The following is an 11,835-nucleotide window of genomic DNA, read 5'->3' as shown; positions in this document are numbered from 1 at the left end:
CGGGGCCGTTGTCGTTGGCGCGAACGGCTGTATCAGGCGGCGGTGCTGACGTCGTCCTTGTCCGCGGCCGTCGTGGGATGCGTGGCCTCGAACTGGGTGCGCAGCTTCTCTTCATAGGCGATCAGCTTGCGGGCTTCCTTCAGCGCCCGGTAGAGGTCGCCGTTCAGGATGTTGTTGTTGATGCCTTCGATGATCGGCCAGGAGCTCGGCACCGCGGTGACGATGTCCCGCACCAGGTTGAAATAAGTGCCGTGCTGGGTCTGCGGATCCGGGGAGATGTACATGAGCTGGACCGCCAGATAGACGAGCTTGGCGGGCGTGTCGGCGGTCTCCGGCGTGAGGATGTCGCGCTCGCGCAGGATCGGCACGTTCTCGCCATCGATCAGGAGGCGGGCCCGCTGGTCGGTATTGGTGATCACGGAATTGCCGACGATGATGCGTTCGTGCGGCTTGAGCTCGACCTTGAGGGCCATTCCTGTTCTCCATCAACGCTTTCGTAACCGAGCGTTCGTTGCGGCCTATCAGGACGTGATTCTCGCTTGCAACTAGTTAACGAGCTGTAAATTCGGGTCGTTCCCGCCAAAAAGCCCAATCCTTTCAATGGCGGGATTTGTGCTGCGGTGCCGCCATGCGCGCCGCTTCCGGGACCGAATCACGCGTGACCGGGCAAAAGCGCGGGTTTCATTTCATGTTTCGTTAGAGGACTCGGCGCCACCGTCCGCCGTCGCTGGATCGATCGCGATCCAAGCAGACGTGTAACAGTAGCGTCGTTTACCAGAAAGGTAACAGAGTCATGTCCGGTATCGTCCTCTCCGCATCGGTTCGTCAGAACCTGCTCTCCCTCCAGTCCACCGCTGACCTCCTCGCCACCACGCAGAACCGTCTGTCGACCGGCAAGAGCGTCAACTCGGCCCTGGACAATCCCACCAACTTCTTCACCGCACAGTCGCTCGACAACCGCGCCAGCGACATCAACAACCTGCTCGATGGCATCGCCAACGGCGTCCAGGTGCTGCAGGCTGCCAACACCGGCATCACCTCGCTGCAGAAGCTGATCGACTCTGCGAAGTCGATCGCCAACCAGGCGCTGCAGACCACCGTCGGCTACTCCACCAAGTCGAACGTCTCCGCCACCATCTCGGGTGCGACGGCGGCCGACCTGCGCGGCACCACCTCCTATGCGAGCGCAACCGCGAACAGCAACGTGCTGTATAGCGGCGCGGCTGGCGGCACCACCGCGGCGACCGGCACCACCACGCTCGGCGCCACCCTCGGTACCTTCACCGGCAGCGCGGGCACGACCGGCTCCGGCGGCACCCTGACCGGCGCGACCACCCTGATCGCCACCAACGGCACGACTGCAACCGCCCTCGCCGGCGTCGCCCAGCCCGCCGACGGCGACACGCTGACCGTCAACGGCAAGACCATCACGTTCCGTAGCGGTTCTGCTCCGGCAACGACCGCCGTTCCGACCGGCTCCGGCGTCAGCGGCAACCTTGTCACCGACGGCAACGGCAATACCACGGTCTATCTCGGCACCGCGGCCGCTCCGACTGGTTCCGTCAGCGATCTCTTGACCGCGATTGATCTCGCCAGCGGCGTCAAGACGGTGTCGATCAGCGCAGGCGCTGCGACGATCGCGACAAGCAACAACCAGACCGCTTCGAGCATTGCTGGCGGCGCGGTCACGCTGAAGAGCTCGACGGGTGCGGATCTGAGCGTCACCGGCAAGGCCGACCTGCTCAAGGCCCTCGGCCTGACGTCGTCTGTAGGCGGCGGCAACGCCACCGTGTCCGTCACCCGGACCACGAGCGCGACCTCGCTGGGTGCAACGATCACGGACGGTTCGTCGCTGAACGTCAACGGTCACGTCATCACCTTCAAGAACGCGCCGACCCCGGGCACGACCGGTGCGCCGAGCGTTCCGAGCGGATATGGCGCGAGCGGCAACGTCGTCACCGACGGCAACGGCAACTCGACGGTCTATCTGCAGGAAGGCACGGTCAGCGACGTGCTGAAGGCGATCGACCTTGCCACCGGCGTGCAGACGGCGACGATCGCCGCCAACGGCACCGCCACGCTTGCAACCGCCTCCGGTCAGACCAACTCGTCGATCAACGCCTCCGGCCTGCTCAAGATCTCGACCGGCGTCAATGCCGATCTGTCGATCACCGGCACCGGCAATGCGCTGAACGCGCTCGGCCTCGCCGGCAACACCGGAACTGCGACCGCCTTCACCGCGGCCCGCACCTCCGGCATCGGCGGTATCAGCGGCAAGACCTTGACCTTCACCTCCTTCAACGGCGGCACGGCGGTCAACGTCACCTTCGGCGACGGCACCAACGGCACGGTCAAGACGCTCGATCAGCTCAACACCAAGCTGCAGGCCAACAACCTGACGGCGACGATCGACGCCAACGGTCTGCTGACGGTCTCGACCACCAACGACTACGCGTCCTCGACCATCGGTTCGAGCGCCGCTGGCGGTGCGATCGGCGGCACGCTGACGACGTCGCTGACGTTCTCGACGGCTTCCACCCCCGTCCAGGATACGGTTGCCCAGACCTCGCGTGCCAACCTGGTCAATCAGTTCAACAACATCCTTCAGCAGATCGACTCGACTGCCCAGGACTCCTCGTTCAACGGCGTCAACCTCTTGAACGGCGACCAGCTCAAGCTGGTGTTCGACGAGACTGCAAAGTCGAGCCTCAGCATCACCGGTGTGACCTACAACTCCAAGGGTCTCGGCCTCGCCTCGCTGACCAGCGGTATCGACTTCATCGATAACGCTGCCACCAACAAGGTGCTGACCAACCTCAACGCCGCGTCGAGCACGCTGCGCTCGCAGGCCTCGGCTCTGGGTTCGAACCTGACGATCGTGCAGGTCCGACAGGACTTCAACAAGAACCTGATCAACGTGCTGCAGACCGGCTCGTCGAACCTGACGCTGGCCGACACCAACGTCGAGGCGGCCAACAGCCAGGCGCTGTCGACCCGCCAGTCGATCGCGGTATCCGCGCTGTCGCTGGCCAACCAGTCGCAGCAGAGCGTGCTCCAGCTGCTCCGCTAAGTCGCGGACGGCATCGCACGACGATCACGGCGGCGGGGCTTCGGCCCCGCCGCTTTCTTTTTGCGCACTGTTCGGAGATTTTCGAAGGGAAGGCGTCACTCGAAAAGTAACCAGCGGTTATGGTTAATGGAGCGTAAGCGCCGGGAAGTGCCAATGATTTCAGATGGATTGCGCCGCGCGCCCGCATCGTCCGCCTACTTATGGTGAACCGGCGCTTATGCCGGCCTTGTGCGCTTCACCCTTTGTTAGCCATGTCACGGCACGCTGGCCCCGTCACTCGATCCGGAAGCGATCGAACGAAGACGCGTAAGCCAGAAGGGTAAGAGTCATGTCCGCTATTGTTCTCTCTGCGTCGGTTCGTCAGAACCTGCTGTCTCTCCAGTCCACCGCCGATCTTCTCGCCACCACGCAGAACCGTCTGTCGACCGGCAAGAGCGTCAACTCGGCCCTGGACAATCCCACCAACTTCTTCACCGCACAGTCGCTCGACAACCGCGCCAGCGACATCAACAACCTGCTCGATGGCATCGCCAACGGCGTCCAGGTGCTGCAGGCTGCCAACACCGGCCTGACCTCGCTGCAGAAGCTGATCGACTCTGCGAAGTCGATCGCCAACCAGGCGCTGCAGACCACCGTCGGTTACTCCACCAAGTCGAACGTCTCCACGACCATCGCAGGTGCCACAGCGGCCGACCTGCGCGGCACGACCTCCTATGCGAGCGCAACCGCGAACAGCAACGTGCTGTATAGCGGCGCGGCTGGCGGCACGACCGCGGCGACCGGCACCACCACGCTCGGCGCCACCCTCGGTACCTTCACCGGCAGCGCGGGCACGACCGGCTCCGGCGGCACCCTGACCGGCGCGACCACCCTGATCGCCACCAACGGCACGACTGCAACCGCCCTCGCCGGCGTCGCCCAGCCCGCCGACGGCGACACGCTGACCGTCAACGGCAAGACCATCACGTTCCGCAGCGGCGCTTCTCCGGGCGTGACGGGGGTTCCGTCCGGCTCCGGCGCCAGCGGCAACCTCGTCACCGACGGCAACGGCAATACCACGGTCTATCTCGGTACCGCGGCCGCTCCGACTGGTTCCGTCAGCGATCTCTTGACCGCGATTGATCTCGCCAGCGGCGTCAAGACGGTGTCGATCAGCGCAGGCGCTGCGACGATCGCGACAAGCAACAACCAGACCGCTTCGAGCATTGCTGGCGGCGCGGTCACGCTGAAGAGCTCGACGGGTGCGGATCTGAGCGTCACCGGCAAGGCCGACCTGCTCAAGGCCCTCGGCCTGACGTCGTCTGTAGGCGGCGGCAACGCCACCGTGTCCGTCACCCGGACCACGAGCGCGACCTCGCTGGGTGCAACGATCACGGACGGTTCGTCGCTGAACGTCAACGGTCACGTCATCACCTTCAAGAACGCGCCGACCCCGGGCACGACCGGTGCGCCGAGCGTTCCGAGCGGATATGGCGCGAGCGGCAACGTCGTCACCGACGGCAACGGCAACTCGACGGTCTATCTGCAGGAAGGCACGGTCAGCGACGTGCTGAAGGCGATCGACCTTGCCACCGGCGTGCAGACGGCGACGATCGCCGCCAACGGCACCGCCACGCTTGCAACCGCCTCCGGTCAGTCGAACTCCACGATCAACACCTCCGGTCAGCTCAAGATCTCGACCGGCGTCAACGCCGATCTGTCGATCACCGGCACCGGCAATGCGCTGAACGTGTTCGGCCTCGCCGGCAACACCGGCAATGCGACCGCCTTCACCGCGGCGCGTACCTCCGGCATCGGCGGCATCGCCGGCAAGACCCTGACCTTCACCTCCTTCAATGGCGGCACGGCGGTCAACGTCACCTTCGGCGACGGCACCAACGGCACGGTCAAGACGCTCGATCAGCTCAACACCAAGCTGCAGGCCAACAATCTGGCTGCGACGATCGACGCCAACGGCCTGCTGACGATCACCGCGTCCAACGACTATGCGTCCTCGACGCTGGGCTCGACGGCTGCCGGCGGTGCGATCGGCGGCACGCTCACCTCGGCCCTGACCTTCTCGACGGCGTCCACGCCCGTCCAGGATGGCGTCGCCCAGACGGCGCGTGCCAATCTGGTGTCTCAGTTCAACAATATCCTGAACCAGATCGACACCACCGCGCAGGACTCCTCGTTCAACGGTGTCAACCTCTTGAACGGTGACCAGCTCAAGCTGGTGTTCGACGAGACCGCGAAGTCGAGCCTGAACATCACGGGCGTGACCTATAATTCCAAGGGTCTCGGCCTCGCCTCGCTGACGGTCGGCGTCGACTTCATCGACAACGCCGCCGCCAACCGGGTGCTGACCAACCTCAACGCCGCCTCGAGCACGCTGCGCTCGCAGGCCTCGAGCCTCGGCTCGAACCTCTCGGTGGTGCAGATCCGTCAGGACTTCAACAAGAACCTGATCAACGTGCTGCAGACCGGCTCGTCGAACCTGACTTTGGCGGACACCAACGTCGAGGCGGCCAACAGCCAGGCGCTGTCGACCCGACAGTCGATCGCGGTCTCGGCGCTGTCGCTGGCCAACACGTCGCAGCAGAGCGTGCTCCAGCTGCTCCGATAAGCTACTGAAAATACGGAATAAAATCGAGCGGCGGGGCTTCGACCCCGCCGCTTTTTCTGTGCCTGAGAGGGCGGGCAGGGGCGTTCACCCACGGTTAACCCTATCCCTTAAACCGGCGTTAACCATACTTTAAAGGACACCTCCTAAAACTGGACAAAAGGCCCGCTTTCCAGTCCGCGCGGCCGATTCGTATCCGGTTCAAGAGGAAGTCTCGCCAATGTCCAACATCGTTCTCTCGGCGTCCGTTCGCCAGAACCTGTTGTCGCTGCAGTCGACGGCCGACTTGCTGGCCACGACGCAGGAGCGGCTGTCGACCGGCAAGAAGGTCAACACGGCGCTCGACAATCCCACCAACTTCTTCACGGCGCAGGGGCTGGACAACCGGGCGAGCGACATCAGCAACCTGCTCGACGGCATCAACAACGGTGTCCAGGTGCTGCAGGCCGCCAACACCGGCATCACCTCGCTGCAGAAGCTGATCGACAGCGCCAAGTCGATCGCCAACCAGGCGCTCCAGACTACGGTCGGCTATTCCACCAAGTCGAACGTCTCCACCACGATTCCCGGCGCGACGCCCGCCGACCTGCGCGGCACGACCTCCTATGCGAGCGCGACCGCCAAGAGCAACGTGCTCTATACCGGTGCGCCCGGCGGCGTGACCCCGGTCACGGGAACCGCCGCGCTTGGCGCCTCGCTGGGCTCGAGCGCCGGCACATTGGTCGGATTTGCCGCGACCGCGGCCGACGGCACCACCGTGCTCAGCGGCACCGCCACGCTGGTCGGCACCACCGCGTCGACCACCTTCGGCGCTCCGCCCGCCGACGGTGACACCATCACGGTGAACGGCAAGACCATCACCTTCCGCACCGGCGTCGCGCCGAGCACCCAGCCGACCGGCTGGGGTCTCGACGCCAGCGGCCACATCGCCACCGATGGCAATGGCAATTCGATTATTTATCAGGGAACGGCGGCCGCGCCCTTAGCGACCGTCAACGACGTCCTCACCGCGATCGACCTCGCCAGCGGCGTCAAGACTGCAACCATTAGCGCGAGTGCGGCGACCATCGCCGTCAGCGGCGCGGCCGGTCCTGTCGGCACACTCCAGGTGGCATCCTCGATCTCGGGCGGCGGCCAGATCACGCTGAAGAGCTCGACTGGCGCCGATCTGAGCCTGACGGGCAAGGCCGACTTCCTCAACAAGCTCGGTCTGACTGCGGCAACCGGCGCGGGCAATGCGGCCGTGACCGCGAACCGGTCGACCACCGCGGGTTCGCTCGGCACCCTGGTCCAGGACGGCTCGACGCTGAACATCGGCGGCAAGACCATCACCTTCAAGAACGCGCAGACGCCGCAATCGACGGCGAGCGTGGCCACCGGCTATGGCGTCAGCGGCAACGTCGTCACCGACGGCAACGGCAACTCGACGGTCTACATTCAGAGCGCGACGCTGACCGACCTGCTCAACGCGGTCGACCTCGCCACCGGCGTCAAGACCGCCAGCATCTTCAACGGCGCGGCGACGCTGTCGACCACCGCGGGCCAGATTCCATCCTCGGTCAACAGCAGCGGTCAGCTTGCGCTCTCGACCGGCATCAATGCCGACCTGTCGATCACCGGCACCGGCAATGCGCTCAGCGCCTTCGGCCTCAGCGGCAACACCGGAACGGCGACGGCCTTCACCGCGGCGCGCACCGCCGGCGTCGGCGGCATCAGCGGCAAGACCCTGACCTTCACCTCCTTCAACGGCGGCACGCCCGTCAACGTCACCTTCGGCGACGGCACCAACGGCACCGTGAAGACGCTGGACCAGCTCAACGCGCAGCTGCAGGCCAACCACCTGACAGCGACGATCGACGCCAACGGCGTGCTCACGGTGACCACCGTCAACGAATACGCCTCCTCGACTCTCGGTTCGACCACCGCCGGCGGCGCGGTCGGCGGCACGATCACCGGCGTTCTCGCCTTCACCACCGCGCAGCCGCCCGTCCAGGATCCCGTGGCGCAGACCGCGCGTTCCAACCTGGTCAACCAGTTCAACAACATTCTGGCCCAGATCGACACGACCTCGCAGGACTCCTCCTTCAACGGCGTCAACCTGCTCAACGGCGACACGCTGAAGCTGGTCTTCAACGAGACCGGCAGCTCCACGCTCAGCATCAACGGCGTGGTGTTCAATGCGGCGGGCCTCGGTCTCAGCAATCTCGTCAACGGCGTCGATTTCATCGACAACGGTGCAACCAACAGGGTGCTGGCCAGCCTGAACGCGGCCTCGAGCACGTTGCGTTCGCAAGGCTCCACGCTCGGTTCGAATCTGTCGATCGTGCAGGTGCGTCAGGACTTCTCCAAGAACCTGATCAACGTGCTGCAGACCGGCTCGTCCAACCTGACGCTCGCCGACACCAACGAGGAAGCGGCCAACAGCCAGGCGCTGTCGACGCGCCAGTCGATCGCGGTCTCCGCGCTGTCGCTGGCCAACCAGTCGCAACAGAGCGTGCTGCAGCTGCTCCGTTAGTTCCGCAGCGCAACTTCGTTGTTCGGGATTTCGCGGCGGAGCTAGCGCTCCGCCGTTCTTTTGAGGGAGATCGCTAAGACAAGATTAGCTGAGATCGACGCGCATCACGACGAGCGAGTTTACATCGTGCATGCGTGCATCTAGCGTTGCGCTGATGAAGGACTCCACGCCCCGTAATTCTGCGGAGTGCTTCCAAGCGCGGTACGTAAGCAAATCTTAAGCGGTGCTGCCTAGGGTTGGGAAAGAAATCCTTAAGCGCGTACAACGCGCTAGGTAACCTCCAGGGTGTGATTGATGTCGAATTCCGCTGCCTCGGCTTATGCGCGTGTTGCAACCACCACCGCATCTCCTCGCGACATCGAGGCGCAGACTCTGCTCAAGGCCGCCAACAAGCTCCAGGACGCGGTGAACAACGCCGATCCGCTCAGCGAGCAGACCATGCAGGCCCTGATGTTCAACCGCAAGCTCTGGACCATCTTCCTGAGCGAGGCGATGCGCGACAGCAATCCGCAGCCGATCGACGTCCGGCAGAAGATCGCCAACATCAGCGTGTTCGTGCTGAGCCAGACCGCCGCGCTGCAGATGAGCCCGCAGTTCGACCACTTCCGTCCGCTGATCGAGATCAACCGCAACATCGCGGCAGGCCTGTCCGGGCGGCCGTGACTGAAGCTCGCGGCGCGGAGATGCCTCGCAATATCGACGGGTTCTGATCGAGGATGGCTGGCTCCGCCTTGGAGACACCAGAGACGCGATGATGATGTCGGCAAGGCGCAGATCGACAGCTCGTTGCCGATAGTGCGACCGGCTCGGCCTGTCTCGATACTGCCGTTGCGACGTTCGACGCCTGATGATCAGGCGCTGCGGTCGGTGCTGAGCGGACGCGAGGGTTCGGATTGCCTATCCAGGGCATGGAAATAGGCCCGCCGGCGCAGCATGGCTTCGTCGGGGAACTGATTGACCACCGCCTCGGTCCTCTCGTTGACGACCTGGAAAACGAAGGACGCGGCCGCCTGGTCGAATACGACCTGGCGCGAGATGTTCTCGTTGTTCGGCAAATCATTGCGCACCGGCGCGCTCGTGTCGCTTGCGGCGACCGTTTGCCTCACCGGAAGATCAGTTTGCACAGCCTCGTTCGCCGCCGAGTTCGACGTCGGTACGATCTGCACGGGGGCCGGGATCCCCACCGGCCTGATGCTGAAATCTGTACTCATGGCAGCCTCCTGGTTGCCTCAATCGAGTCAAATCCCAACCCCTCTAATCGCGCAAGCATGGAACACCAGGACTGAAGACCCGGTAACGAAACGTACCTAACCGCGCGACGATTTCGCCGCGCGGTTTTTCGTAAAATTGTCTCGTGTTGTCGTGTGCGCTCAGAGCGAGCGGCTGACGGCGAGCGGCGTGATGTGGCGCGGGCCGGGCGCTGCTTGACGGCCCGCGGCCGTGTAGGTGTTCGGCACGTTGCGCTTCTGTATCTCGGCGTTGACGCCGCGCACGACGCTCTCGGACACCGCGTGCGCGGTCGCGAGCACGGTGAGATTGACCTGGAGCATCGCGCGGAACGCATCGTGGTGGCGATGCAGCGTCGAGAGCAGCTCGGGCGCGGACTTCGCGAGTTGCGGCTGGTTGGCCTTCAACTGGCTGACGGCGCTGATGTAGCTGCGCGACAATTCCTGCTTCTTGCCTTCGAGCATCATCGCTTCCCGGACCTTGCCGGCGCGGACGAGCTCGGTCTCGCGCTCGATCAGCCCGAGCAGGGCGTTCATCGCATCCATCAGCTCCTCGGCGAGCTTGCGCGCCTCGCCGCTGACGGGCGCGGTGTTCGAACGCTGGGTCTGCATCGGCCGACGTGAGGCGTTGAAATGGTTCATCTCGTTTGACCTTATGCCGAGCGGATCGTTTTCGCCTGCTGCGTGATGAGGGTGCGATAGACGTCGCGGGCAATGCCGACGCCGCCGGCATTGGCGAAGTTCTTGGAATATTGCTCGGTCAGCATCGAGCGCCACACGCCGGTGCCGGGCGTATCGCCGAACGGGCCCTCGCCCTTCAGGCCCGAGGTCATCTGCGCGAACATGCTGTTGAGGAACATCGCCTCGAAGTCGGTGGCGGTCTTCTGCGCCTTGGCCTGTTGCTGCGGCGAGACCTTTTGCAGTGCGGCGGCGAGCTCGAAGTCCGGCCGGCCGTTGCGGCTCTCGACCGAGAAGGCCGAATTGGTGGCCGGGCGAGGGGTGTTGACCGCGCTGGTCTGCATCACATCACCTCGATATCGGCTTCGATGGCGCCGGCGGCCTTGATCGCCTGGAGGATGCTGATCATGTCGCGGGGGCCGATGCCGAGGCCGTTGAGGCCGTCGACGAGCTGCTGGAGCGAGACGCCGTCCTTGACGAGCGCCAGTTTCTTGCCGTCCTCGGTGACGGTGACACTGCTGCGCGGCGCGACCACGGTGCGGCCGCGCGACAGCGGATTGGGCTGGCTCACCTGCGGGCTCTCGGAGATCGTGACGGTGAGGTTGCCCTGCGCCACCGCAACGGTGGCGACGCGGACGTCGCGGCCCATGACGATGATGCCGCTGCGTTCGTCGATGATGATCTTGGCGGCGAGATCAGGGTCGACCTGGAGCTGCTCGATCTCGGTGAGGAAAGCGACGACGTTGCCCTTGAACTCGGGCGGGATCGACAGCTGTACCGTCGAAGGATCGATCGGCTCGGCGGTCTTGACGCCGAGATAGTCGTTGACCGCGGCCGCGATGCGCTTGGCGGTGGTGAAGTCGGGGTTGCGCAGCGCCAGGCGGACGTTCGGAAGCCGGTTGAGCGCGAACTCGATCTCGCGCTCGATGATGGCGCCGTTGGCGATGCGCCCTACGGTCGGGACGCCGCGCACGATCTTGGCCGCCTCGCCTTCGGCCTGGAAGCCGGAGATCGCGAGCGAGCCCTGCGCCACCGCATAGACGTTGCCGTCGGCGCCGAGCAGGGGAGTGACCAGCAGGGTGCCGCCCTGGAGATTCTTGGCGTCGCCGAGCGCGGACACCGTGACGTCCATGCGCGTGCCCTGGGTGGCGAAGGCCGGCAGGTTGCCCGTGACCATGACGGCGGCGACGTTGCCGGTGCGGATGGTGGCGCCGCGGATGTTGACGCCCATGCGCTCGAGCATCGCCTGCAGCGACTGCTTGGTGAAGGGGATGTTGTTGAGCGTGTCGCCGGTGCCATTGAGGCCGACGACGAGGCCGTAGCCGATGAGCTGGTTCTGCCGCACGCCCTCGATGTTGGCGAGGTCCTTGATGCGCGAGGTCGCTGCCGCCGAGGTGACCGACAGCGCCAGCGCCGACAGCGCGGCGCAGGCCAACCCAACAATCCTCACCCAACGAACGCCTGGCATCTCTGCTCCCCAAGGCCCCTAGAAAAAGGCTCCTCAAATCGGACAGGACTTGCACGACACTCCCATGACGAGCTGGTCCGGCGCTTTCCTTGCGAGCGCTGTGCCAACGCCTGATGGCGACGGTAGGTGGCTGAATAGGTTGAATAAATCTGTTTCGGCCGGTGTCAGCACTCGTTCGCCCTGGGGAGCGAAACTGCCGCCTGTCGGCAGATTTTGCCGGGCCGTTTACGCACCGTTAACCATAAGACAGCGAAGGTGAGGCATCGATCACCCGGA

Annotated in this window: 9 protein-coding genes; 4 read left to right on the top strand and 5 right to left on the bottom strand. The window is 64.7% G+C overall.

Going from position 1 to position 11,835, the window contains the following annotated elements:
* Positions 1-32: 32 nt before the first annotated feature.
* Positions 33-473, bottom strand: coding sequence for a flagellar biosynthesis repressor FlbT (gene flbT, locus BDOA9_RS28750; protein ID WP_025037399.1), 441 nt, complete (start codon positions 471-473; stop codon positions 33-35).
* A gap of 320 nt (positions 474-793) precedes the next feature.
* On the opposite strand from flbT, the gene BDOA9_RS28745 reads away from it, so the two are divergent.
* The 4 genes from BDOA9_RS28745 to flaF all read left to right on the top strand — a co-directional run bounded on the left by BDOA9_RS28745 (position 794) and on the right by flaF (position 8,850).
* A complete protein-coding gene (locus BDOA9_RS28745) occupies positions 794-3,070 on the top strand; it encodes a DUF1522 domain-containing protein (RefSeq protein WP_025037398.1) in 2,277 nt (758 codons plus the stop codon).
* Positions 3,071-3,398: 328 nt separating this feature from the next.
* Entirely contained in the window at positions 3,399-5,675 is a 2,277-nt protein-coding gene (locus BDOA9_RS28740; RefSeq protein WP_025037397.1) for a DUF1522 domain-containing protein, read from the top strand.
* Between the two features lie 217 nt (positions 5,676-5,892).
* Positions 5,893-8,187 carry a DUF1522 domain-containing protein gene (locus tag BDOA9_RS28735; RefSeq protein ID WP_025037396.1) on the top strand — a complete coding sequence of 765 codons (2,295 nt, stop codon included), beginning with the start codon at positions 5,893-5,895 and terminating at the stop codon, positions 8,185-8,187.
* 294 nt (positions 8,188-8,481) lie between these two features.
* Positions 8,482-8,850, top strand: a complete 369-nt coding sequence (flaF, locus tag BDOA9_RS28730) for a flagellar biosynthesis regulator FlaF (protein WP_018642830.1) — start codon at positions 8,482-8,484, stop codon at positions 8,848-8,850.
* A 188-nt stretch (positions 8,851-9,038) separates the two neighbouring features.
* On the opposite strand, the gene BDOA9_RS28725 is transcribed toward flaF, so the two are convergent.
* The 4 genes from BDOA9_RS28725 to BDOA9_RS28710 form a co-directional block, all read right to left on the bottom strand.
* Positions 9,039-9,398 (bottom strand): hypothetical protein, encoded by a 360-nt coding sequence (locus tag BDOA9_RS28725; protein WP_025037395.1) that lies wholly within the window; start codon positions 9,396-9,398, stop codon positions 9,039-9,041.
* A 159-nt stretch (positions 9,399-9,557) separates the two neighbouring features.
* Positions 9,558-10,055 carry a hypothetical protein gene (locus BDOA9_RS28720; protein ID WP_025037394.1) on the bottom strand — a complete coding sequence of 166 codons (498 nt, stop codon included), beginning with the start codon at positions 10,053-10,055 and terminating at the stop codon, positions 9,558-9,560.
* Between the two features lie 11 nt (positions 10,056-10,066).
* On the bottom strand, positions 10,067-10,435 hold the full coding sequence (flgJ, locus tag BDOA9_RS28715) for a flagellar assembly peptidoglycan hydrolase FlgJ (RefSeq protein ID WP_025037393.1): 369 nt from the start codon (positions 10,433-10,435) through the stop codon (positions 10,067-10,069).
* Positions 10,435-11,559, bottom strand: coding sequence for a flagellar basal body P-ring protein FlgI (locus tag BDOA9_RS28710; RefSeq protein ID WP_025037392.1), 1,125 nt, complete (start codon positions 11,557-11,559; stop codon positions 10,435-10,437). The genes flgJ and BDOA9_RS28710 overlap by 1 nt, the downstream gene beginning before the upstream one ends.
* Positions 11,560-11,835 lie beyond the last annotated feature (276 nt).

This window comes from Bradyrhizobium sp. DOA9 (genome assembly GCF_000617845.2).
Taxonomy (GTDB): Bacteria; Pseudomonadota; Alphaproteobacteria; order Rhizobiales; family Xanthobacteraceae; genus Bradyrhizobium.
This window is presented reverse-complemented; position numbering and strand designations above follow the sequence as displayed.

Coding starts and splice junctions, on each gene's coding strand:
- flbT (WP_025037399.1), bottom strand. CDS start 473: ATGGCCCTCAAGGTCGAGCTCAAGCCGCACGAACGCATCATCGTCGGC.
- BDOA9_RS28745 (WP_025037398.1), top strand. CDS start 794: ATGTCCGGTATCGTCCTCTCCGCATCGGTTCGTCAGAACCTGCTCTCC.
- BDOA9_RS28740 (WP_025037397.1), top strand. CDS start 3,399: ATGTCCGCTATTGTTCTCTCTGCGTCGGTTCGTCAGAACCTGCTGTCT.
- BDOA9_RS28735 (WP_025037396.1), top strand. CDS start 5,893: ATGTCCAACATCGTTCTCTCGGCGTCCGTTCGCCAGAACCTGTTGTCG.
- flaF (WP_018642830.1), top strand. CDS start 8,482: ATGTCGAATTCCGCTGCCTCGGCTTATGCGCGTGTTGCAACCACCACC.
- BDOA9_RS28725 (WP_025037395.1), bottom strand. CDS start 9,398: ATGAGTACAGATTTCAGCATCAGGCCGGTGGGGATCCCGGCCCCCGTG.
- BDOA9_RS28720 (WP_025037394.1), bottom strand. CDS start 10,055: ATGAACCATTTCAACGCCTCACGTCGGCCGATGCAGACCCAGCGTTCG.
- flgJ (WP_025037393.1), bottom strand. CDS start 10,435: ATGCAGACCAGCGCGGTCAACACCCCTCGCCCGGCCACCAATTCGGCC.
- BDOA9_RS28710 (WP_025037392.1), bottom strand. CDS start 11,559: ATGCCAGGCGTTCGTTGGGTGAGGATTGTTGGGTTGGCCTGCGCCGCG.